Below are 23,733 nucleotides of genomic sequence, written 5' to 3'. Positions count from 1 at the left end.
AAAAGCCTCCCTAAAGAGACTTTTATGATAGTTTATTTTTTTTTAGTATTCGTCCTCGTTCCACAGATAATCTTCATCCGTCGGATAATCAGGCCAAATCTCTTCCATGGATTCGTAGATTTCGCCTTCGTCTTCTATGGATTGCAGGTTTTCCACTACTTCAAGCGGAGCACCGGCACGGATCGCATAGTCAATCAGCTCGTCTTTTGTTGCAGGCCACGGGGCATCGCTCAGGTAGGATGCCAATTCTAATGTCCAATACATCTTTTAGGTCGATTTTTAGTTTATGCAAAAATAAATTTTAAACTCAAAAAGTCAAGTAAAAATTGAAAAAAGTCAAGAACGTAGTGTCAGAGCATGCTCAGAATAAAAAATCCCAATAAAAAATAATAATAGATAAGTTTATTCTGATTTTTCAGGAATCCATTTCACCTCTTCGGCTCCGAGCTCGCTGGTCAACTTCCTTGCCAGCACAAAAAGATAGTCAGAAAGTCGGTTTAAATAACGGATTACAAGCTCATCCACCACATCTTCATGTGACAAATGGACAGAAAGACGCTCCGCACGTCTGCAAACACATCTTGCAATGTGACAATATGACACAATAGGATGTCCTCCGGGTAACACGAAATGCGTCATTTGCGGCAACTGGCTATCCATAAAATCGATGGCGCGTTCCAATTGCTCGATATCTGTTTCAGAAACTTTTGGGATATTGAGCCTGTCTTTTCCGTTCTTCAGGGTTTCTTTTTCAGGCGGCGTAGCCAATTGTGCACCGGCAGTAAACAATCTGTCCTGGATACGGATAAGCAAATTGATATGGATTGGGTCGATTTTCTGGTCACGTATCAAACCGATATGTGAATTGAGCTCATCGATGGTCCCGTAAGCTTCAATCCGGATATGATCTTTGGGAACGCGGGTTCCGCCAAATAATGCGGTGGTTCCTTTATCGCCTGTTTTGGTATAAATTTTCAATTCAATGAATGATTAACAATGAACAATTAATAATTAATAATGTAGCACGTCAAGGGATTAAAAATAAAAAGGAACAATCAATTAGTCGAATCGCTTTCGATCAACCCGTCGCGTAAACGGATAACCCTTTTGGCATAAGCGGCGATATCTTCTTCATGAGTCACCAGAATCACGGTGTTTCCGTTGTTGTGGATTTCTGCAAACAGGTTCATGATTTCTACCGATGTCTTGCTGTCGAGGTTTCCTGTCGGCTCATCGGCAAGAATAATTGACGGTTTATTGACCAAAGCCCTTGCAATGGCCACGCGCTGACGTTGTCCGCCGGAAAGCTGGTTGGGCTGATGGTCCATCCGATCCGATAATTTTACCTGGTCGAGAACTTCGGTCGCGCGAGCGTTGCGTTCCGATTTCGAATAACCGGCATAAATCATCGGAAGCGCCACATTATCCAAAGCCGTCGTGCGCGGCAACAGGTTAAATGTCTGGAATACAAAACCGATTTCCTTGTTTCGGATTTCGGCCAGTTCGTCATCATGCATTTTGCTGACGTCTTTCCCGTTGAGAATATAGGAGCCGGAAGTAGGCGTATCGAGACATCCGAGCAAATTCATCAGCGTCGATTTTCCGGAACCGGACGGCCCCATCAATGCTACATATTCGCCTTTATCTATTGTCAGGTCGATTCCTTTGAGGACGTTCACGATTTCGCTTCCTAAGACAAAGTCGCGCTTGATGTTTGTGATTTTTATCAGATTTTCCACTGAGTACATATTTCGGAATTACAAAAGTGAGTCGATTTTTTCAATTTAGGTTACGTTGGTTTACACAATTTTCTGCCGACGTTTCAGGGTTATACTATTTTTGGAAGTAATTATTGATTATTCCGGATAATTTCGCAACCTTGTATATGAATTCGTCAATTGATGCGTGTGAATTCTGTAAATAATTTAATTAATCGTAAAATATTCAACCATGAAAACTAGAAATCTGATACTGGGAATGGCCGCAATTGGAGCCACATTTACGTCGTGTAAAAACGAAGAACAGCAAAAAGCCGACAAGACAGTCGATATGCAAACTACTTATGTGGATTCGGTCGCTTCAATTTCTGCAGATGAAGCACAGGCTAACTGGGCCGCCATCGATGCCGCTTACCAACAACACACTATGGATGCGGAAGCTGCCGTCGCCAATGCCGCAGATAAAGCCAAAGCCCAGGAAAAAGTAGACAAAAGCAAAGCTAAATATGAAGAAGTGAAAGCAAAAGTCCAGGCTGCAATGCCACCGCCGGCGCCAACCGTTTCAGATGCGACAGGTCCGGCACGAATCCAGGCGTTGCGTGATTCTTTCTTTGGAGCCGGAAAAATTGGTTCCGATGTAAGTTTTGCGTGGGTCAATAAAGATAACATCGTTTCGGTTTACGAAAACTTCTACAATACGTTCGATAAAAACCAGGATTCGTATAGCCGTGAAGACCTTGATGAAATCAAAACGTTGTATGAAGCTTTGGACACACGTAAAAATACGGTAGAGAAAGAAGGGCTTTCCGGGCCGGACAATCGTAAAATCGCTGCGTTGAAATTGAAATTCGCCCCTAAATTCAAATGGGACAGGGTAACTTCTAAAGGAGAAGAGAACAAAGAAGCCAAAAAAGAGGCGAAATAATTCCTTATACATCAAATCGTTAAAAGGCAATCTGTCATAGATTGCCTTTTTTGATTTAAATTTTATCGATAAACGGCATATAATTAAGCGATTATGGTTGCATATCGCTAAATCAGGTTATTTGTCGAAAAAATTATTTCGTATAAATCCGATGCCCTTATTTTGACCCTGCCTTAATAATCTACATTATGAAAAACGCCTACTCTAAGATACTTTTGGTATCCTTATTATGTTGCGGTTCAATTTCCCAGGCACAATGCTGGGAATCTGTCTCTGCCGGAATCACGCATAATTTAGCCATAAAAGCAGAAGGCTCGCTTTGGGCCTGGGGTGAAAATTACGATGGCCAGCTTGGCAACGGAAATTTAGAAACCGCCAATTCCCCTCAACAAGTTTCGATTGCGACCAATTGGTCGAAAGCATCTGCGGGCGTTTCGCATTCTTTGGCGGTAAAAGACAATCATACACTTTGGAGTTGGGGTTCGAATACAAGCAATGCACTTGGTGTGGCTGTAGGGTCTTCGTCCGATGTTCCGGTCCAGGTCGGTTCAGATTCAAACTGGGCGAGTGTAGCTGCGGGTGCGTTTTGTTCATTCGCCATCAAAACGGACGGGACCTTGTGGGCTTGGGGCGATAATACCAACGGACGTTTGGGTGACGGTACAACCATAAACAAAGCGACTCCTGTACAAATAGGTACAGATATCGACTGGACTTTCGTGGATTGCGGCGGATTCCACACCGTAGCCATGAAATCAAACGGAACCATCTGGGGGTGGGGCTTGAACGATTACGGACAACTCGGTCTCGGAAGCAGTTCCGGAAGCAACGTTCCCGTTCAGCTCAGCGAAGATGCCTGGACTATGGTTTCGGCCGGAATGTATGATGTAATCGGGATAAAATCAGACGGATCTCTTTGGGGAACAGGCGTTAATGAAACGGGTCAGCTCGGTGACGGATCGGCTGAAAACCACACCGAATTCACCCAAATCGGAGCCAATACTACCTGGGTTTATGTCAATGCAGGCCAGAACCACACCATGGCAATCCGCGCCAACGGAAGTCTTTGGGGTTGCGGGCTCAATTCTTACGGAGCGCTCGGAACAGGTGGGACATCAGACAAATTTTCATTCGTACAATGCGGCACGGCTACCAACTGGGAAGAAGTATCGGCAGGCGAATATCATACACAAAGCATAAAAACGTCAGGTGATCTGTTCGCTTACGGATTGAATTCTTCGGGCGAACTTGGCACCGGAAATACATCGAATTCCACAAGTCCGGTCCAATTGCCATGTCCGCTTTTGGGAGTCGAAGAAATTGAAAACCCAGTAACTATAGATTTGATTGTGTATCCGAATCCGGTCAAAAACATGCTCAATTTCAAAATTTCGAACGGTTCGGAACCTGAAACCATAGTGCTTTACAATATGTACGGCAAACGCATACTCGAAACCAAATACCACGAAAATATCAATGTCAGTTCACTGTCGACAGGGCTCTACATAGCCGATGCAACCGTTGGCGGTAAACATTTCACAAAAAAAATTAGTAAGCAGTAAAAACAAGTTGCAATTCACTCAATGATGCGCGTCATGGCTTCCCTAGAGTCGTGGCGCGTTTCTTTTAGATCAAAAGTTCATGGATCGGGAGTTCGGAAGATTTTAGATGGAATCAGGTATTGTGTAACTGATGGGTTAATATTAAAGATTATGTGTCTTAACATTTTCGGCAGAAAAAATGTAAGGTGGTAATTTCGGCAAAGTATATCTTGCAACGGGGAGGGGCCGGTGTGGTCTCTATGAATTTCGGAAAAAATTATAGTACATTTTTTTGCTCTGCACAGTTCGCTGCGCTCGCGTCTGCCGAAAATGTAAAAAAAACTATTGGTAAATTTTGGATGTGTAAAGCATGATCCCCGGTGCCCGCTCATAGCTTTTTTAAAACATCACGGTTTGCAGGTTTATTCCACGAGCCTTTACTTCGTACAGTTTGCTTTGCTTGGCCATTGGTCGCTGCGCCCTAAACGCAAATCCGAGTTTTTTTTCAAAAGGCTAACGGCTAGTCCCGATAGCTATCGCGAGAACTGGCTTTACGTCTTGAATTGATTAAGACCGGATGGTGAAATGCTCTTTTTCCTGTTCTTTCCTGAAAAAGACCAAACCCCATTGAAAAGTGTCGATTGTCACGGTAACTTTAGGGTGATTCTTTATCGTTTTCCAGGCTTCTTCCATTTCCGTCGACCAATGGATGTCGTCAAAAATCCATACGGAATTGTTGGTTGCAGATGGGAGTAACTTTTCAAAATAGTCGAGTGTAGCTGCTTTTTGGTGGTTGCCGTCAAAGTATATCAGGTCGAATGTCGAATGTTGCAAGCCAAAAGAAAGCAATTGATTGAATTCGCCAATTTCAAATTTGATGTTTTCCAGTGCGGATTTTTCAGCCTGAAATTTTGCGACAGCAGCAGTTTCAGGACAACCTTCGAGCGTCGTTACTTGTGCCGATGCATTTCCAAGGCTCAAAGCCGAAGTTCCGAGGCCTAACGATGTCCCGACTTCCAGAATTTTCGTCGGTTCAAAATAACGGACAATCCGAAATAACAATTCAGCCCGTTTTTCTGTAATTCCGGCCGTTTTGGCAATCCGTGAAACTTGGCGTCGGTTAGATTTGAAAACTTTCGATCCCGAACCAAAATCGGTCACTTCAATAAAATCCGTATTATCGAGAAGCTGTTGCCGGTATTTTTTGAGCAGTTTGTATTCCGGGTATTTGCGTCGGTCGTAAAAACATTTCGTGACCAAATCAAACACAAAGGGCGAATGTATTCCGTGTTGATTGTTTGATGCCAACATGAAACGTAAATAAGCTCTTATGGAATGGAATAGTGACAAAGCGATGTTATTCCATTTTCAAACTCAATTCCAGCCAGCGTTCTTCTTTGTTTTCCAATTCAGATATCACTTTTTGCAATTCCTCAGCTTTTTTCTGGATATCATTTTCGGCGATGGTTCCGTCTGAAAACAAGCTCTCGATTTCCTTTTTCCTTTTTCCAAGGTCTTTGATTTCCTTCTCGATTTTGGTAAATTCCTTTTGCTCGTTGAAATTCAAACCTCCCGATTCTGATTTCTGCTTCCAGTTATTCTTTTCTTTAGGAGAATCATCTTTGACTGGTTCGGCACTTTCTTCGTAAGTCCGCCAGTCTGAATAATTCCCTGGAAAATCCTCAATTTCACCTTGTCCTTTAAATACGAACAAATGGTCAACGATTTTATCCATGAAATAACGGTCGTGCGAAACAACCACAAGGCAACCCGGATAATCGAGCAGGAAGTTTTCGAGCACGTTGAGCGTGACGATATCGAGGTCGTTCGTCGGCTCGTCGAGAATCAAAAAGTTTGGGTTCTGGATCAGAACCGTACACAAATACAGTCGCTTCAATTCACCTCCGGAAAGTTTCTCGACATAATCGTGTTGTTTTTTTCTGTCGAATAAAAAGCGTTCAAGCAATTGTCCGGCAGATATGGTGCGTCCTTTCGCAAGTGGTATATATTCACCGAATTCCTTGATGATATCGATTACTTTTTGCCCCACTTTCGGGTCGATGCCGCTTTGGGTGTAATAGCCGAGTTTGATGGTATCACCAATGACGACCTTGCCTGAATCCGGAGCCAGATTTCCGGTTACCATATTGAGAAAAGTCGATTTTCCCGTTCCGTTTTTTCCAATAATGCCAATGCGTTCGCCTCGCTGGAAATCGTAATCGAAATTGTCCAGGATCACTTTTTCCTTGAATTTTTTGGATACTTTGTGCAGTTCAATCACTTTTGAACCAAGGCGTTCCATGTTGATTTCGAGCTCGACCTGATTTTCCTTGCGTCGGCTTTGGGCTTTTTCCTTGATGATGTAAAAATCATCCTGACGCGACTTTGATTTGGTAGTCCTGGCTTTTGGTTGGCGTCGCATCCAATCGAGTTCCTTGACGAACAGGTTCTGGGCTTTGTCGATGCTGGCATTTTCAGATGCAATCCGAAGCTCTTTTTTTTCTAAATAATAAGAGTAATTTCCTTTGTACTGATACAGCTTTCCGTTTTCGAGTTCAATGATTTCATTGCAGACGCGTTCCAAAAAGAATCGGTCGTGCGTCACCATGAACAATGTCATATTCTCTTTGGAGAAATAATTTTCGAGCCATTCGATCATTTCCAGATCCAAATGGTTGGTCGGTTCATCAAGAATCAAAAGATCGGGACGATTTATAAGAATTATGGCAAGGGCAAGGCGTTTTTTTTGTCCACCCGACAGGTTTTTTACTTTCAGCGTCAGGTCGTCAAGTTTCAGTTTGAACAGGATTTGCTTGAATTGCGTCTCGAAATCCCAGGCATTGTGACGGTCCATGTCATCGAAAGCCTTTTGGTATTTCTCGGCATCTTCCGGATTTTCAAGTGCTTTTTCATAACGCTCGATCACATGGAGAATTTCGTTGTCCGATGCAAAAATGCTTTCCTCTATAGTCAGTTCGTCCTGAAGGTTCGGAACTTGTGACAGGAATGCCATTTTGATGTCTTTGCGGATGACGACCTGGCCCGTATCGGCTTCATCGGCTCCCGTCAAAATATTCATAATGGTGGTCTTTCCGCTTCCGTTCTTGGCGATGAATGCGATTTTCTGGTCTTTATTGATCCCGAAAGAGATGTTGTCGAACAACGTGCGTTCGCCGTACGATTTGGAGATGTTTTCTACTGATAGGTAATTCATGCGGCAAAGATAGTTTCAATTAATAAGTAACAATGAATAATTAATAATTGATTGCGACCCACATGAGGTTTGTATTTTTTTATGTTGTAAGGACGTGTGAAAAAAGCACGAATGACATTTTGACTTGTTAAAAGACAAAAAGTCAGTTAAAATTCCATCGGCATCAAACTTGACAAAGGCGGATCAAATAAGAATGAAAAAAAATAATAACAATAAAGAATAATCAAAATGACACATTTAAAAAGACACCACAACCCTTTTTTTCCTGCTTTAATGGACGAATTGTTGCGTCCGGATTTAGGAGGAAGACAAGCAAATTATAATGTTCCGGCTGTAAATATCCGTGAAACCGAAAATGCTTTCGAAGTCGAATTGTCGGCTCCCGGAAAACCAAAAGAAGATTTCAATATTGAACTGGATAAGAATTTGCTGACCATTTCAAGTGATGTCAAAAACGAAACTACCGAAGATAACGGAAAATATACACGTAAAGAATTTACGGTTTCGTCTTTTAAAAGATCGTTTACGCTTCCGGAAACCATTGCGGCCGATGATATAAAAGCGGCATACGAAAACGGAATTTTGAAACTGACGTTGCCTAAAAAAGAAGAAGCACTGCCGAAAGCTAAAAGGTTGATTGATGTATTGTGATGATCGGCAGTGTTGATTGTTGATTGAGTTTTTAGTGGAAAGCGCCTTGAGAGAGGCGCTTTTTTTTTGCTCTTTGGGAGTTGAAATTTTTTTGTTGGACTGGATTTTTTTCGTTACCATAGACCTTCCAGGTTTTATAATCCTTCCAGATTTATAAAACCCGCAAGGATTATAAAACCTGGAAGGTCTTAACTGGCCTTTTCCTACAACAGATTCACACAATCCGCATCCCAAACAAACGCTATATTTGCCCATGCAATTGTCAATAATAATCCTCAACTACAACGTCCGTCACTTTCTGGAGCTTTGTTTATTAAGTGTCGAGAAAGCCATTTCGGGCCTGAATGCCGAGATTATCGTGGTCGATAACAACTCCCCGGACGACAGTTGCAAAATGGTGGAGCGCAAATTCCCTACTGTCAATCTGATTGAAAACAAAGAAAATTCCGGTTTTCCAAAAGGCAATAACATTGGTGTCGCAGTTGCAAAAGGAGAATATATCTGCATCCTGAATCCGGATACGGTTGTGGCTGAAGACACGTTCCGGAAAGTGCTGTCGTTTGCCCAAACCAAGCAGGATCTTGGAATTGTAGGTTGTAAATTGATAGACGGAGTGGGGAATTTCCTGCCGGAAAGTAAGAGAGGTGTTCCAACTCCTTTTGTGGCTTTTACCAAAATCACTTCGTTATATAAAATAGCTCCTAAGATTTTTGGTAAATATTACGCCCAGCATCTGACAGAAAACCAAACCGGAAAAGTGGAAATCCTCGTCGGTGCTTTTATGCTGATGAAACGTCAGGTCTATCTGGATGCCGGTGGATTTGATGAGGACTGTTTTATGTATTCGGACGACATAGATCTGTCATACACCATCCTCAAATCCGGAAAAGATAATTATTATTTTGCCGATTCGTCTGTAATCCACTTCAAAGGGGAAAGCACGGTGAAAGACGGTTTGTACATGCAGCGTTTCCGTCAGGCGATGAATTTTTTCTACAAAAAGCATTTCAGGGTTTCTGCTTTGTTCGATGTGTTCATGAAAGCAGGTGCGTGGTGGTTTGCCCGAAAGAAAAGAGCCCAGACCGTAAAAGTTGTTGAGCCGTTGACGTATGTGGTGGTTTCTTCTGATGGCGGACTTGTAAACAATGCCTCGAAATTGTTAGGAAAAAAGGTCGTCCAGACACTGGAGTCAGATCAAAAAAAATTAAATTCGCTACGTTCCGGACCGACGCAATTTTGGTTTGATGTTGACCTTTTGGATTTTAAAACCATCATCGGGCTAATGCAATCGCTGGCCGGAAAAGGAATAAGTTTTCGATTCGTGACAGATAAAACCGTGATTGGCAGTGATTCAAGCATGGATCGTGGCGAAGTCCGGATTTTATAGATAGGCATTTGAGCGAAATCGATTGCAATTCACCTTAAAATTATAGTATCGTTAGCATTGTGAAGTTTAATTCGGTAATTTCGCAAACAGAATTTAAATTTTACCTCTTGGCTTAAGAATATGGCAAGATATGAACTGAAGCTTCCTAAAATGGGAGAAAGCGTTGCCGAGGCGACAATTACAAATTGGTTAAAGCAACCGGGCGATCATATCGATACAGACGAAGCTGTCCTCGAAATAGCGACCGACAAAGTCGATAGTGAAGTTCCGTCTGAAGTTTCCGGTAAATTAGTCGAAATCCTTTTTCAGAAAGACGATATCGTAAAAGTCGGGCAAACAGTGGCAATCATTGAAGTCGAAGGCGGTGTTGTCGTCGATGCGCCTTCCCTGCCTGAAGCCGCCACAATTCCGGTCCAGCATTTTGCCGCTGAAGCTGAAAAAACAGTTGAAGCTGCACGCCAGTTTACAGCCGCTCCTATTTCATCTGGAAACCCTCCATCTAAAGAAGAATACCATAATTCAGATAAGTTCTTTTCGCCTTTGGTTAAAAACATAGCCAAAGAAGAAGGTGTTTCAATGGCCGAACTCGAAAGTATTTCGGGAACCGGAGCGGAAGGTCGCGTGACCAAAACCGATATTTTGGAGTATGTGGAAAATCGCAAAAAGAACCCGGTAGCTCAGGCAACTCCGGCTAAGCAACCTGTTCCAACCGAACCAAGGTCCGAACCGGTACAAACCCAGAATGCCGCCCAGCCACAATCATTGTATCAAGCCTCAACTACTCAGCAACCAACACCAGACAGCCGACAACCGTCGTCCAATCAGCAAACGGTCAAAACACCTCCGTCTGTGAACGGACAGGATGAGATTGTCGAAATGGACCGTATGCGCAAGCTCATTGCCGGTTATATGGTGCAGTCTGTCCAGACATCGGCCCATGTGCAATCTTTCATCGAAGTAGATGTGACCAATATTTGGGACTGGCGCGAAAAAAATAAAAACGCATTCGAAAAGCGGGAAGGCGAGAAGCTGACTTTCACTCCGATATTCATGGAAATCGTGGCCAAAGCGCTCAAGGATTTCCCGTTGATGAATATTTCGGTCGAAGGGGATTACATCATCAAAAAGAAAAACATCAACCTCGGAATGGCTGCTGCATTGCCGAACGGAAACCTGATTGTTCCGGTAATCAAAAACGCCGACCAATTGAACCTGATTGGAATGGCCAAAGCGGTAAACGATCTGGGCAACCGCGCCAAAGCCGGAAAACTCAAGCCTGACGATACGCAGGGTGGAACTTATACCGTAACAAACGTCGGTACGTTCGGATCTGTTTTCGGAACGCCGATCATCAACCAGCCGCAAGTTGGGATTTTAGCTCTCGGTGCCATCCGGAAAGTACCTGCGGTAATCGAGACGCCGGATGGTGATTTCATCGGAATCCGCAAGAAAATGTTCCTGTCACACAGCTATGATCACCGTGTTGTAGATGGTGCCCTTGGCGGAAGTTTCGTTAAACGTGTTGCAGAATATATGGAAGCTTTTGATGTGAACAGAAGTTTTTAGTAGCAATCGATTATAAAAAAGCCCCTCGGAAACGAAGGGCTTTTTTTTGATTTCAGGATGTTTCAGAAAATAACTTTGCGATACGTTATGTTGTCTTCAGAATCGATGATCCTTACAACAAGAACCTGATTGGATTGGTCAATGATCGCTGAAAATAAATTGGTATTAATATTTTCTTTTGACCATAACTGCTTGCCTGATAGATCGAAAACACTGACTGCCTGTATTGCAGCTTGTTTTGAATCTATTATCAGTTGTTGATTTTTTACGAATATGACAATTTTTTCCGCGATTACATTATCAGTTGTTCCTAAAGTTGACAGGCCCAAAATGACATTCGGACGTTCCCAAACGGGTTCCATTATAGAAGCCGACGTCCACGGATTGTTTCCGCCGCAGCCAATAGTTCCATCGTCGTAACCGGCAGATAGTTTATTGTTTGCGGTAGTCGTATATCTGTATTGCGGCCTTCCGGATTCGATGCAGGTTGATCCAACGACCAGTATCGCCAGGTTTTTAGATGTATCGGAATAAGCGAATGGTGTATCGAGAGAAACTTCTTTCCAACCGTTCCCATTGTTAGGAATGGTGCCATCGTAAACTAAAACGTAGCTGTTGAAACCTGTTCCTATTGCATAGTCTGCAGATAAAACAGAAGTTGTCGTCATTTTCATATAAATTTTGACTTCGGGGGAAACTGTACTTGAGCCTGATGCTTTGTCAAAAGAGATTTTGGTGATGAGACCTGTCACCCCGATTTCCGAATTCATATAAATGCTTTCCGTTGCCGAAGATTCGTACCAACTGGCGATTGGGGCATACGTTCCGGAACCTGTTCCGTTGCCTATTGTGATAGTGGATTGTGCAACAATCGTATTGATCGTGCCTGCCAAAAGAGCAGCTACTAGTAAAACTTTTTCCATTCGTTTAAATTACCTTATTTATAATCATTAAAAATAAGAGCAAAAGTAAACGATGTTTCTGCTGTCTGCAAGTCAAACTGAAAAGAAAATCATGCTTTGATCCGTGCTGTTTCCGAATAGGCCGAAGCCGCTTTTTCCAACCGCCGCTTAATGCGCTGCGCCAAATGCCTAGGCCCAAGCACCTTGACAAAATCAGCGAAGCCCAAAATCTCGCGTTCCAGCTCAAAGTTCAGGCAAACATCGAGGCGAATGATGGTGCTGGCAACATCCTGTTTCAATATTTGTTGCGATTGATGTATGGGTTTGGTCAATATGTAAGGCGCATGACTACTGTCGAATTCCAAAACTACTTTACAGGCTCTGTCCCGCTCGGTTTTTGTCACGCCAAGCAAATCGCCAAAATACCGTTCAAAGTCAACGCCTTGATATTCTATAAAGGTTTCTTTTGGGATTTCCTGAAACTCAATAATCCTGTCGAGTGCCATAGTTACCAACGCTGAACCTTTTTTGGGCAATGCCAGCAAAAACCAACGATTGCGATATTCCTTGAGCAAATACGGATAGTAAATTTTGGTGTGCGATTGCAATGCCTTGAAAGACTTATACTCTATCAACAGTGGAATACGCTTTAAAATGGCCTGATAAATCGGGTTTATGTGCCCAAGGCCTTTGAGTTGCGCATTGCTTTCAAACTGGATGTAGTTTTTCTTTTTATCGCCCGATTTTTGGATGTTGTTCTCCAGTTTGGCAATCATCTCGCTCATCTCATCAAAATACTGAAAGCCATTAAGATGCTTGAGAACACTCACTATTTCCTTCATTTTTTCCATGTCCGATGCATTGATGGGTGAATTCGTGATGCTGAAATCGGCAGTTTCATAGCAATAGAACTTGCGGTCGACAATGACAATCGGCGCGTTGTAACCGAGTTTGTCGCTGCGCATCATCTGCAAATCCCCCTGGATCGTGCGTTTGCTTACTCCTGACGTAATGCCTTCATATTCATAAAGCGCATCCGAAACCTTTTCCATCAAATCCTCAAGCGTCCATTTGCGGAACCGGTTTTTCAGACAATCATCGATTGTTTTATAGCGAATCAACGCCACTTTATTTGTAGCCATAATTATTTCTTTTTGGGCGTTCCCCTTGTATAAAAAGCTGATCGCATTTTCAAACCCGCGTCAGGCTATGCTTCGCGAGTTCGGCTAAAGCCTAGTGTCGGCATTCTCTTTCTTACATCTGAACCACCAAAACCTTAAGTGTCTTTTGCGAAAACAGCATCTGAAAGTCCGTTTAGAGCAGTTTGTGAAAAAGAGCTCAGGCAACTGCTTCCATCCTCTTAATGCGACAATCCATGGGAAACCATCTGCTAAAAGTAACAAATCTTCATTCGACTACGCAGTGTATTTGCGTACTAAACCGATAAATAATTGAAATAAAAAATATTATGCATACTAAGCCATTGATTGTCAAAATATAATGAAAATAAATAATAAAAATAATCGACTGCGCAATTCCCTTGCACACTGAAGCGGCCATCTTTGCCATGTCAGGAATCGACAACGACACACGTTTAAAAATATATACAATTTCAATCAGGTCTTGTTGGGTGTTTCGGTATAGCACTATTGCGACAGGTTTTGCCAAAAGGTATCAAATGCTGTTGTCCAGCTTGGTTTGAAGGTTTTCGGGTGTTTCCTTAAATATCCGCACGCTATGTGTCGCGGGTTCGAATCCCGCTCCGGGAAACCGGATAGCTCAGTACGGTTAGAGCAATAGGAAGTTGAAGGTTCGAATCCTTCACGCATTTTAGGTATGCGTTAACTCAATTGGTAGAGTGCTACACTGTTAATGTAGTTGGAGCGGTTCACTCCTAAAAAGAATCAAAAAATCAGAAAGCGAATTGCCTTTTCCTGCGTCTAGAGCGCGAATCGGGTAAAGGCCTGAAGCCGGGAAATCACAACCTGGCATCACGGATTTTTTCTATTGCAGCGGCGGTGATTAAATAGAAGGTTGCCGCCAAAACGAGAGAACATTTTCATGAGCCACTTGTGAATCCTGCCTTCCGCACGAACAAGGTGGCAAAAGGCAAGACGTTTTCTTTAATACGTAACATAAAAAAATAATAGTCATGTTAAACCATTTCAACATCAAAGCAAACAAAACAGGTTTGGTTTTCAAAAACGGAAAATTGATTCGGGTTTTAAGCTCAGGCTACCACTGGACATTTTTTGGAGAAAGCATTGAAATCCATGATATGACGCAGCCATTTTATGCGTCGGCAGATTTGAATATCATGCTTCGCAATCAGGATCTGGCCGCAATGTTAGAGGTGATTGAAGTCAAAGACGGTGAAATAGTATTGCAATTCGCAAATGGTATCTTTAAAGAAGTATTGACCGCCGGTCGCTATGCATTCTGGAAAGGCATATTGGATTACACTTTTACTAAAGCAGATATTTCAACCGTTTTCATAGACCAGCAAATACCAAAATATGTACTGGAAACGGTCAAAGTTCGGGCATTTATAAGAAAATTTGTCGTTGCGTCAACAGATGCAGGAATTTTGTTCATAGACGGAAAATTTGAGAAACAAGTGGTTTCAGGAACATATGCATTCTGGGCTAACTCTACATCTGTAGAAATAAAGACAGTCGATTTAAGAACGCAACACCTCGAAATTTCCGGTCAGGAATTGTTGACCAAAGACAAAGCGGGTTTGCGTATCAATTTCTTTGTCCGGTTCAAAGTAACTGACGTAATCAAAGCTTTGGTGGCCAACAAAGAACATGAAAAGCAATTGTACATTTTGATGCAATTGGCTTTGAGGGAAAGCGTCGGGGCTTTGGCACTGGACGAATTGTTGAGTAAAAAAGAAACGTTGGGCTCAGAAATCATAGCAATCGTTTCTGAAAAAGCAAATGAACTGGGTGTCGAAGTCTCTGATGCCGGAATACGTGACGTAATCCTGCCAGGAGATATGAAAGACATTATGAACCAGGTTCTGGTGGCCGAAAAAAAAGCACAGGCCAACATAATCATGAGACGGGAAGAAACAGCTTCTACCAGAAGTTTGCTGAACACCGCAAAGCTGATGGAAGAAAATACTATGCTCTTCAAATTGAAGGAAATGGAGTATGTAGAGAAGATTGCAGAGAAAATCAACAACATTTCATTGTCCGGAAGCGGCCAGATTGTGGATCAGCTGAAGCAGATTTTTGTAAAATAGTCAACAATTAATAGTTGTGGAAACCCTGTCGGGCATTGGATTCCGGCAGGGTTCGCGAAAGCAAATCAAAGGTCTTGTAACTTAAAAGGAAAAGTGGCGGAAAAATATTGAATAACTTAAGATTATGAAAACTAAAATTACCGGAACAGACCTGATGTCCATCGGATATAAACAAAACGAAATATTGGGGTTGGTACTTAAGGTTGCGAACTCCAACTACGAAGAATTAAATTCAGACGAAATACTGGCGCTTTTCAAAAAAGTGCTCGATTATCCCGAAAGTTTTCTCGACGACGAAATCCTTGAAAATCTTGCTGCAAAAATGATCGGAGCCGTAAATGCTCCTGCAGACGAAACGATTGCCCTTAACGAAAATCCAAACGATTATGTCGTTTATGGAAGCCAGCATATCGAGCAAGGTGCGCACAACCAAATGAAAGTCGCCATGCAATTGCCGGTAACTGTCGCCGGAGCGTTGATGCCGGATGCGCATCAGGGTTATGGGTTGCCGATTGGAGGTGTTTTAGCCACAAAAAACGCAATCATTCCTTATGGAGTCGGGGTTGATATTGGCTGCAGGATGGCTTTGTCAATCTATGATATTCCGGCCGATCACTTTGAGGAAAACAGATCGAAGTACCAACGGGAATTGATTGCCCATACCAAATTCGGCGCGGGCCACGGATTCCATGGTCAGCATAAAGCGGAGCATGAGGTTTTGGATAAGTCTGAATTCAACATGACGCCAATGGTGAAACAGTTGAAAGATAAAGCCTGGAGCCAGCTCGGAACATCGGGCGGCGGAAACCATTTCGTGGAATTCGGAATCCTGGAATTCGATGAAAAAGATGAAATCCTCGGCATCGAAAAAGGAAAATACGTGGCTTTACTGACGCATTCCGGCTCGAGAGGATTCGGGGCGACATTGGCCGGACATTATACCAAACTTGCCAGACAATTGACCAAATTACCTGCTGAAGCACAGAATCTGGCGTGGCTTTCCCTCGATTCGCAGGAAGGCCAGGAATACTGGATGGCGATGAATCTGGCTGGTGATTACGCTTCGGCCTGTCACCAGATTATCCACGATAAAATGGCGAAGGCAATCGGTGCAGAAGTTCTGGCCAAGATAGAAAACCACCACAACTTTGCCTGGAAGGAAATCTGGAACGGAGAAGAAGTCATCGTACATAGAAAAGGCGCGACCCCAGCCGGAAAAGGCGTTATGGGAATCATTCCGGGCTCTATGGCCGCACCCGGATTCCTGGTCAGGGGAAAAGGCGAGGAGCGGGCGATCAATTCCGCTTCACATGGAGCCGGACGACAGATGAGCCGAACCCAGGCCGTGAAATCGATCACCAAAAACCAAATGCGAGAAGTCTTGAAGGATAATAATGTAACCTTAATTGGAGCCGGACGCGATGAAGCGCCAATGGCCTACAAAGACATCACGGTTGTCATGGAATCCCAAAAGGAGCTCATTGATGTAGTGGCGAAATTTACACCTAAGATTGTACGGATGGCCGATGATGGAAGTCGGGAAGATTAAGGGAAAGCGGCCTTGCGGCCGCTTTTTTTATTCCGTTTATTTCAGGTTTTAACCCTGTTCCGGTTTCAAAATCAGGCAGGGCTAATTATATTTTATCAACGGCAATTGATATCCTCAAACCCTTATCTTTGCCTTCCAACAACAAACTATGGAACTCAAATTAAGCCGTCCTATTTGCTTTTTCGACCTTGAAACTACAGGAATAGATATTTCAAAGGACAGAATCGTGGAAATATCGATCCTCAAAGTTTTTCCCAACGGAAACCGCGAAAGCAAGACCTGGCTCGTGAATCCGGAGATGATGATTCCGGCAGCCTCTACGGCTGTGCATGGGATTTCAAATGAAAAAGTGGCAAACGAGCCCACATTCAAAGATCTCGCTTCTGCCGTTCATGCCATGATCAAAGACAGTGATTTGGCGGGATATAATTCCGATAGATTCGACATTCCGTTGCTCGCAGAAGAACTGTTGCGCTGCGGGGTCGATTTCGATATGAAAAGCCGTGTGGCCGTTGACGTCCAGACTATTTTCCATAAAATGGAAGAACGGACGCTGAGTGCCGCTCTTAAATTCTATTGCGGAAAATCACTTGAGAACGCACATTCAGCAGAAGCCGATACTACTGCGACTTATGAAATCCTCAAAGCCCAATTGGATCGCTACCCGGAATTGGAAAATGACATGAGGTCTTTATCCGAATTCACGACGCGGAAAAAAAGCGCCGATTTTGCAGGGTTCATTATATACGATGAAAAAGGACGCGAGACGTTCGGGTTCGGGAAGCATAAAGGCGTTTTGGTAGAAACGGTTTTTGACAACGAACCCGGTTATTACGGATGGATTCAGGGAGCCGATTTTCCGTTGTATACCAAAAAGGTGCTTACGGCAATTAAACTGCGTAAACTCAATACTAAATTCTAGGCTATGGCAACCCAAATTTGTTCCTGTGAAGGCCTGAATCCGAAGTGTCCGATATGTTTCGGCAGTGGTTATGTTGAGGTGAAAGATTCCGGAAAAACGGCACAAGCGGCAAAGGAAAAAACCAAAAAGGCCAAACAGGAATCTGCGTTGCCAGAAAATTTAAAGTCGCTACAGCGGAACGAAATAGAAAATATTGCCCTTAAGATTATTGAATCACTCGATTTGAAATCGAAGAAACAAATGCAGGTTTTGAATTCGATCCCGTTTAGTACGACAACGTTCAGACGCGATTTCAAGCCGAAGTTTGAAAGTCTGGCCATGCTCGAAAACCAGAAGCGTTTTTTGAGGAGCGAACTCACAAAGATTCTTCAGGAAACGGCTGAGAAGAAATATTTCCAGAGTTTCAGCTTTGGACATTATTTATCGGACAAAGAAATTGACGTGACTTCGAACCGACAGCTAAAGGAATTGATACGTGGCTATAAAAAATCAAAGGCCCAGCCCTGATGCGAGCGTTTAGCCCACAGTTTTTAAATCCAGTTTTTTGCACATTGCCGTAGCGACCAACGACCCGAGCGAAGCGAACTGTACGAAGTAAAAGCTAACGGGAATTTGACAAAAAACGGTTTTAAAAACGAGGACTAGAAGCGGGCAGCAGGTTTCCGGCTCCAAATCAAATCAATGCATCAACACCCGAGGCGCAGCCGAATTGTATGGAGCGCAGCGGAATAAAATCAACACATCAACATCAAGTGAAAATCATCTGCATAGGACGGAATTACGCCTCCCACATCTCGGAACTCAACAACGAACGCCCGGACGAACCGGTGATTTTCCTTAAACCCGATACGGCCATCCTGCCAAAACAGTTTCCGTTCGTGATTCCGGAGTTTTCCAGCGACGTACACCATGAAGTTGAAATTGTGGTTCGCATCAATAAGGTAGGGAAATACATTGACGCCAAATTTGCACATAAATATTATGATGAGATTTCTGTCGGGATTGATTTTACGGCCCGAGATGTACAACAAAAGCTGAAAGACAAGGGGTTGCCGTGGGAGAAAGCCAAGGCGTTCGACGGATCGGCAGTGATTGGCGACTTTGTTCCGAAAAATATTTTTTCTTCGACGGAAAGTCTTACATTTGGCCTTACCCGAAACGGTGAAACGGTCCAACAGGGAAATACCACACAAATGCTCTGGAAGATTGATGAAATCATTGCTTATGTTTCCCAGTATTTTACTTTGAAGACAGGCGATGTGATTTTTACCGGTACGCCACAAGGAGTTGCGAAAGTGAATCCGGGCGACGTACTCGAAGGGTTTATAGAGGAAAAAAAACTATTCAGGATAGCAGTCAAATAATGGCCCTACATTATAATCTAGCAAAAGTTCACGCCCTTAGCGATAACGATGAGGAGTTCGTGATGCAAATCATAACGTTGTTCGTAAGCGAGGTTCCGCAGGATATGATCCAGATCAAACTCGGGATCAAAGCCAAAGACCACAAGCAGGCCTATGCTTACGCCCACAAAATCAAGCCGACACTGGACTTGCTCGGCATGACCCAGGCTTTTGAGGAAATCCTCGAAGTCGAAGCCTGGACCAAACGCGAAGGCAAGCGCAAGGAAATCGAGGAGATTTACGAAAGCGTGGAAGACCAGGTGGAAAAAGCCATCAAGGAAATCAAGAAAGATTTTAATTTGTAGGTTAAACAGTTAACGGATAACAGTTAACAGTGGATTCGGATTGTCATCAATTGGTTTCAAATCAACAATTTTCATAAATTAACCGGATGAATCTCACTCGTCCGGTTTTTTATTTGCTTTTTCTGTGGCTGTTTTTCCCATTTACGACATTCGGTCAACATTCATATACTTTCAATAAGATGATGGAATTCGAATACCAGGATTCCCCGGGTTCAAAGGTCACGGCCGATTTCTTTTTGATGGATACATTGAAAGGCGGTTATAAAATGCAATTGTTCGAATCGTCTGAGCCCGATAAATGGCTGATCATCTTTAAGGATTTCAAGGGATCGGCCTTCCGGACAAAATTATCCAAAGCTACTTTTTCAAAAGTGGAAAAAGTCAACGCCGATTGTGAAGGTGTGGTCAAAACCCAGCGACTTGAGAAAATCAAAGATCAAAAAAGGATCAAGGATTCCATTATAGACGGAGTCGTTTGTTCCCAATTCGATTATACGTTAAAGGTCAGGCGCAATGGCTCAAAGGTAAAAGCACATTATTCCGTTTGGGTCGAAACGAAACGAAAGACAGGTGACAATCCGTTGTTTGTGAATTTCGGCGAAAATAAGGACCGCGATATTCCGGCGGGTCTGGTGAGATATACGTATTGCCGTTACAATGACGATCCTCATAAGTATCGCATAGTGCGTTACAAGGGAAGCTCGATTGTTAATAAGACAGTCGTTATTCCTGCCGATTGCGATTACGCCAAATAAGCATTCTATCAAAGTCAATAGATGCGTAACTTTGCCCTATGACAGCAACGATAGTTACCATAGGCGATGAAATTCTCATAGGCCAGATCACCGACACCAATTCCGGATACATTGCCAAAGCGTTCGATCATATTGGTATAGAAGTGCATGAAATGTTATCGATTTCAGATGACGGGAAGCACATCCTCGAAACATTCTCAAGGCTTCAGGATAATACCGATTTCGTAATCATCACCGGTGGCCTCGGCCCGACAAAGGACGATATCACCAAAAAGACATTGGCCGAATATTTTGAAGACGAACTGGTTTCAGATCCCAAAGTCCTGGCCCATGTGGAAAACTTGTTTGAGCAATTCACCGGAAAACGCCAGCCGCTGCTCCAGACGAATATCGATCAGGCGCTCGTTCCGTCAAAGGCTGAGGTTTTGTTTAACCAATTCGGCACCGCTCCGGCCATGTGGCTTCAAAAGGGCAAAACCGTTTTTGTTTCCATGCCCGGCGTTCCGTTCGAGATGAAAGGCATTGTCGATAATGTATTGATTCCGAAAATCGTCCGTGAGTTCAAGCGTCCGTACATCATCCATAAAACCATCATGACCTACGGAATGGGCGAGAGCATGCTGGCTGATAAGATTTCAGATTGGGAAGACAACTTACCAGATTCCATAAAGTTAGCATATCTGCCATCGCCCGGACGTGTGCGTTTGAGGCTGTCGGCGCGCGGGACTGATAAAAATATACTGGAAGCTGACATCGCTTCTCAGGTCGAAACCCTTCAGCAACTACTCGGAAGTACCATTGTAGGTTTTGAAGAATCCGAAAGCCTGGAGGTGGTTCTTGGGAAACAAATGACGCAACGCAGACTCACGTTGGCTGTGGCAGAAAGTTGCACCGGTGGGAAAATAGCCCAGACGTTGACGTCGGTTCCGGGTTCGTCAAAGTACTTTAAAGGCGGAATCGTGTGCTATTCCAAGGAAGTCAAAACGCAAATCCTAAGCGTATCGGAACTGACAATCGCTGAATATTCCGTCGTAAGTGAACAAGTCGCGATCGAACTCGCCCAAAATGTTCGTAAGCTGTTAAAAACCGATTATGGAATCGGCGTCACCGGAAATGCAGGCCCGACGACTGACGATACGGATAAGTCCGTGGGCATTGTCTACATTGCCATTGCATCGGCACAAAACACTATTGCCATGGAGTTTAACTTTGGCCAACCACGTGAAAAAGTCATCGACAGGGCCGTCGTTAAATCACTTGAAATGCTCCAGAAAGAAATTTTAAAAAATGTGGAATAAATGTTTTGTGCGAAGGCTTTTTTTTCTTTTCTTTGCACCCTGATTTTGAATAACGATAAACGAGAAGTATAATGTCTAGAGTTTGTGACCTTACCGGTAAAAGAGCGATGGTTGGAAATAACGTTTCCCACGCGATGAACAAAACCAAGAGGAAGTTTTCGGTAAACCTGATGAAAAAACGTTTCTATCTTGCTGAAGAAGACAGATGGATAACTCTACGGGTTGCTGCCTCTACAATCAAAACGATTAACAAAAACGGGATTGCCGCTGTTTTGAAAAAAGCAAAGGCTGACGGATTCATTAAGTAATTCGCAACCCCAAACAATAAAGCACGATGGCAAAGAAAGGCAACAGAATCCAGGTGATTTTAGAATGTACCGAGCATAAAGGGACTGGTCTTCCAGGAACTTCACGTTACATCACTACTAAAAACAAAAAAAATACTCCAGACCGTTTGGAGATTAAAAAATTCAACCCGATCTTGAAAAGGGTAACCGTTCACAAAGAGATCAAATAAGTAAGTCATGGCAAAGAAGACCGTAGCAACACTACAAACTCAGTCAAAGAGATTGTCAAAAGCCATCAAAATGGTGAAATCTCCAAAAACAGGCGCTTACACGTTCGTTGAGTCTATCATGGCTCCTGAACTTGTTGATGAGTTCCTGAAGAAAAAATAAATTGGCATTTTGTGTCGATAACGAAGCTGCTTCTTTACGGAGCGGCTTTTTTTGTTTTAAGGAAGTTCAAAAAGTTCGGGAGTTCGGGAGATCGGAAGATGGTAAGATACGTAGTTTCCCTAACTTCCAATCCAAGAACTTCCAATTTTAAAAATTAACTTTTTTTACATTTTTTCTGTATCTGACGGATTTTGGAAAACGTTACCTTTCATCTGGAGAGGGGCCAGTTGTGTCCCTACAAAACCCGAATTACAAACGGATACATTTTTTATGTACATTTTGTTAAAGTTTTAAGGCTTTTCTTCAAGATAAACAACATCTTAAAAGTTTTTGACAATGTGAAATAGGAAGTAGGTTTGAGATATATTCTTGTCAAGTCCCGAACCAATTACTTCCAATCTTAAGGAACTTCCAACCCCATGAGGCGTAATCTTCCGAACTTCCGAACTTCCGAACTTCAAACTTTTCTATATTTGCAGCGATTCCGGCTGTACGCTATTAGCTTTTTAGAAAATACTGGGTTTTGTAACGCCTTCCATAAGCTTCAATTGGTAGCTCTGGCAAACGAACAAAATAACGTTGTTTTCATCAAAAGGCTAGCCGCTTACATCCAGGCTAATAATTTGAAAATTTGAAAATGAGATAATTTGAAAATGCATGGCGTTTTCTTGGAACTCATTTCCAAACTTTCAAATTTTCAAATTTCAAATTAACTATGTCATTTTTCAAAAGAATATTTTCATCCGAAAAAAAAGAGACCTTAGACAAAGGCCTCGAGCAAACCAAAACCTCTTTTTTTTCCAAACTCACCAAAGCCGTTGCCGGTAAATCCAAAGTAGACGAAGAAGTTCTCGACAACCTCGAAGAAGTTCTTGTTTCCAGTGATGTTGGCGTTGAAACGACTCTGAAAATCATCACCCGAATCGAAAAGCGCGTCGCCGAAGACAAATACCTCGGAACTGATGAACTCAATAAAATCCTTCGCGAAGAAATTGCAGGATTGCTGTCTGAAACAAACCATGGAGACGAGAGTGAATTTTCTGTTCCAGCCAATAAAAAGCCGTACGTCATTATGGTGGTCGGTGTCAACGGAGTCGGGAAAACAACAACCATCGGAAAACTCGCAAACCAATTCAAGCAAGCCGGACACAGCGTCGTTCTTGGTGCGGCAGATACGTTTCGTGCAGCAGCAATCGATCAGCTACAAATTTGGGCAGATCGCGTTGGTGTCCCAATCGTCAAGCAACAAATGGGGTCAGATCCGGCATCGGTCGCGTTCGATACGCTTCAATCTGCGGTTTCGCAAAATGCCGATGTCGTCATCATCGACACTGCAGGCCGTCTGCACAACAAAGTCAATCTCATGAACGAATTGACTAAAGTGAAGCGTGTGATGCAAAAGGTCATCCCCGATGCTCCTCACGACGTACTTTTAGTGCTTGATGGTTCGACGGGACAAAATGCTTTCGAGCAGGCCAAACAATTCACTGCTGCGACAGAAGTATCTGCATTGGCTGTAACCAAACTCGATGGAACGGCAAAAGGCGGCGTGGTTATCGGTATTTCAGATCAATTCCAGATTCCGGTAAAATATATTGGGGTAGGCGAAGGCATCAACGACCTTCAGGTGTTCAATAAATTCGAATTCGTCGATTCTTTCTTTAAATAAT

24 protein-coding genes and 1 tRNA gene are annotated in these 23,733 nt (G+C 43.1%); 18 read left to right on the top strand and 7 right to left on the bottom strand.

Translation table 11 applies throughout. The features are described from left to right. Positions 1–42: 42 nt before the first annotated feature. The 3 genes from G6047_RS14755 to G6047_RS14745 form a co-directional block, all read right to left on the bottom strand. Positions 43–264 carry a DUF2795 domain-containing protein gene (locus G6047_RS14755; protein WP_022828503.1) on the bottom strand — a complete coding sequence of 74 codons (222 nt, stop codon included), beginning with the start codon at positions 262–264 and terminating at the stop codon, positions 43–45. A 138-nt stretch (positions 265–402) separates the two neighbouring features. Continuing rightward, positions 403–978, bottom strand: a complete 576-nt coding sequence (locus G6047_RS14750) for a cob(I)yrinic acid a,c-diamide adenosyltransferase (RefSeq protein ID WP_169528396.1) — start codon at positions 976–978, stop codon at positions 403–405. Between the two features lie 77 nt (positions 979–1,055). Next, on the bottom strand, positions 1,056–1,739 hold the full coding sequence (locus G6047_RS14745; RefSeq protein ID WP_317168293.1) for an ABC transporter ATP-binding protein: 684 nt from the start codon (positions 1,737–1,739) through the stop codon (positions 1,056–1,058). Positions 1,740–1,950: 211 nt separating this feature from the next. Between G6047_RS14745 and G6047_RS14740 the strand changes: the two genes are divergently transcribed. Together G6047_RS14740 and G6047_RS14735 are read left to right on the top strand one after the other, a co-directional pair. Next, entirely contained in the window at positions 1,951–2,643 is a 693-nt protein-coding gene (locus tag G6047_RS14740) for a hypothetical protein (RefSeq protein WP_169528395.1), read from the top strand. A 188-nt stretch (positions 2,644–2,831) separates the two neighbouring features. Beyond that, on the top strand, positions 2,832–4,205 hold the full coding sequence (locus G6047_RS14735) for an RCC1 domain-containing protein (protein WP_169528394.1): 1,374 nt from the start codon (positions 2,832–2,834) through the stop codon (positions 4,203–4,205). 546 nt (positions 4,206–4,751) lie between these two features. On the opposite strand, the gene G6047_RS14730 is transcribed toward G6047_RS14735, so the two are convergent. Together G6047_RS14730 and G6047_RS14725 are read right to left on the bottom strand one after the other, a co-directional pair. After that, positions 4,752–5,495 (bottom strand): O-methyltransferase, encoded by a 744-nt coding sequence (locus G6047_RS14730; protein ID WP_169528393.1) that lies wholly within the window; start codon positions 5,493–5,495, stop codon positions 4,752–4,754. Positions 5,496–5,541: 46 nt separating this feature from the next. Continuing rightward, positions 5,542–7,398, bottom strand: coding sequence for an ABC-F family ATP-binding cassette domain-containing protein (locus G6047_RS14725; protein WP_169528392.1), 1,857 nt, complete (start codon positions 7,396–7,398; stop codon positions 5,542–5,544). 228 nt (positions 7,399–7,626) lie between these two features. Here G6047_RS14725 and G6047_RS14720 point away from each other — a divergent pair, with 228 nt between their 5' ends. From G6047_RS14720 to G6047_RS14710, 3 genes are all read left to right on the top strand, one after another. Beyond that, positions 7,627–8,049, top strand: a complete 423-nt coding sequence (locus tag G6047_RS14720; RefSeq protein WP_169528391.1) for an Hsp20/alpha crystallin family protein — start codon at positions 7,627–7,629, stop codon at positions 8,047–8,049. A gap of 253 nt (positions 8,050–8,302) precedes the next feature. Further along, the gene (locus G6047_RS14715; RefSeq protein ID WP_169528390.1) at positions 8,303–9,436 is read left to right on the top strand and encodes a glycosyltransferase family 2 protein; all 1,134 of its coding nucleotides are present in this window, start codon (positions 8,303–8,305) and stop codon (positions 9,434–9,436) included. Positions 9,437–9,556: 120 nt separating this feature from the next. After that, positions 9,557–11,002, top strand: coding sequence for a dihydrolipoamide acetyltransferase family protein (locus tag G6047_RS14710; RefSeq protein WP_169528389.1), 1,446 nt, complete (start codon positions 9,557–9,559; stop codon positions 11,000–11,002). A 62-nt stretch (positions 11,003–11,064) separates the two neighbouring features. Here G6047_RS14710 and G6047_RS14705 read toward each other — a convergent pair whose 3' ends face one another. Together G6047_RS14705 and G6047_RS14700 are read right to left on the bottom strand one after the other, a co-directional pair. After that, positions 11,065–11,925, bottom strand: a complete 861-nt coding sequence (locus tag G6047_RS14705; protein ID WP_169528388.1) for a T9SS sorting signal type C domain-containing protein — start codon at positions 11,923–11,925, stop codon at positions 11,065–11,067. 89 nt (positions 11,926–12,014) lie between these two features. Next, the gene (locus G6047_RS14700) at positions 12,015–13,046 is read right to left on the bottom strand and encodes a helix-turn-helix transcriptional regulator (protein WP_169528387.1); all 1,032 of its coding nucleotides are present in this window, start codon (positions 13,044–13,046) and stop codon (positions 12,015–12,017) included. 692 nt (positions 13,047–13,738) lie between these two features. Here G6047_RS14700 and G6047_RS14695 point away from each other — a divergent pair. The 13 genes from G6047_RS14695 (at position 13,739) to ftsY (ending at position 23,732) form a co-directional block, all read left to right on the top strand. Beyond that, positions 13,739–13,847 (top strand) — tRNA-Asn (locus G6047_RS14695). Positions 13,848–14,056: 209 nt separating this feature from the next. Further along, complete coding sequence (locus G6047_RS14690) at positions 14,057–15,154, top strand: slipin family protein (RefSeq protein WP_169528386.1); 1,098 nt, start codon at positions 14,057–14,059, stop codon at positions 15,152–15,154. Positions 15,155–15,278: 124 nt separating this feature from the next. Then, positions 15,279–16,703 (top strand): RtcB family protein, encoded by a 1,425-nt coding sequence (locus G6047_RS14685; RefSeq protein WP_169528385.1) that lies wholly within the window; start codon positions 15,279–15,281, stop codon positions 16,701–16,703. Between the two features lie 148 nt (positions 16,704–16,851). After that, entirely contained in the window at positions 16,852–17,625 is a 774-nt protein-coding gene (locus G6047_RS14680; protein WP_169528384.1) for a 3'-5' exonuclease, read from the top strand. A 3-nt stretch (positions 17,626–17,628) separates the two neighbouring features. Beyond that, positions 17,629–18,132: a hypothetical protein gene (locus G6047_RS14675; RefSeq protein ID WP_169528383.1), complete on the top strand. Its 504-nt coding sequence runs from the start codon at positions 17,629–17,631 to the stop codon at positions 18,130–18,132. Between the two features lie 245 nt (positions 18,133–18,377). Continuing rightward, positions 18,378–18,989 carry a fumarylacetoacetate hydrolase family protein gene (locus tag G6047_RS14670; RefSeq protein WP_169528382.1) on the top strand — a complete coding sequence of 204 codons (612 nt, stop codon included), beginning with the start codon at positions 18,378–18,380 and terminating at the stop codon, positions 18,987–18,989. Continuing rightward, a complete protein-coding gene (locus G6047_RS14665; protein ID WP_169528381.1) occupies positions 18,989–19,333 on the top strand; it encodes an Hpt domain-containing protein in 345 nt (114 codons plus the stop codon). The genes G6047_RS14670 and G6047_RS14665 overlap by 1 nt, the downstream gene beginning before the upstream one ends. Positions 19,334–19,419: 86 nt before the next feature. Continuing rightward, positions 19,420–20,088, top strand: a complete 669-nt coding sequence (locus tag G6047_RS14660) for a hypothetical protein (RefSeq protein WP_169528380.1) — start codon at positions 19,420–19,422, stop codon at positions 20,086–20,088. A 38-nt stretch (positions 20,089–20,126) separates the two neighbouring features. Then, the gene (locus tag G6047_RS14655; protein ID WP_169528379.1) at positions 20,127–21,386 is read left to right on the top strand and encodes a CinA family nicotinamide mononucleotide deamidase-related protein; all 1,260 of its coding nucleotides are present in this window, start codon (positions 20,127–20,129) and stop codon (positions 21,384–21,386) included. Between the two features lie 71 nt (positions 21,387–21,457). Beyond that, complete coding sequence (rpmB, locus tag G6047_RS14650) at positions 21,458–21,694, top strand: 50S ribosomal protein L28 (RefSeq protein ID WP_169528378.1); 237 nt, start codon at positions 21,458–21,460, stop codon at positions 21,692–21,694. Between the two features lie 26 nt (positions 21,695–21,720). Further along, positions 21,721–21,903 carry a 50S ribosomal protein L33 gene (gene rpmG, locus G6047_RS14645; RefSeq protein WP_125019556.1) on the top strand — a complete coding sequence of 61 codons (183 nt, stop codon included), beginning with the start codon at positions 21,721–21,723 and terminating at the stop codon, positions 21,901–21,903. A gap of 7 nt (positions 21,904–21,910) precedes the next feature. Continuing rightward, positions 21,911–22,063 (top strand): DUF4295 domain-containing protein, encoded by a 153-nt coding sequence (locus G6047_RS14640; protein ID WP_169528377.1) that lies wholly within the window; start codon positions 21,911–21,913, stop codon positions 22,061–22,063. A gap of 715 nt (positions 22,064–22,778) precedes the next feature. Further along, positions 22,779–23,732 carry a signal recognition particle-docking protein FtsY gene (ftsY, locus tag G6047_RS14635; protein ID WP_169528376.1) on the top strand — a complete coding sequence of 318 codons (954 nt, stop codon included), beginning with the start codon at positions 22,779–22,781 and terminating at the stop codon, positions 23,730–23,732. Position 23,733: the final 1 nt, after the last annotated feature.

It is taken from the genome of Flavobacterium silvaticum (assembly GCF_012911565.1).
Classification (GTDB): domain Bacteria; phylum Bacteroidota; class Bacteroidia; order Flavobacteriales; family Flavobacteriaceae; genus Flavobacterium; species Flavobacterium silvaticum.
The sequence above is the reverse complement of the archived record's forward strand: the minus strand, read 5'-3'. Positions and strand labels throughout refer to the sequence as shown.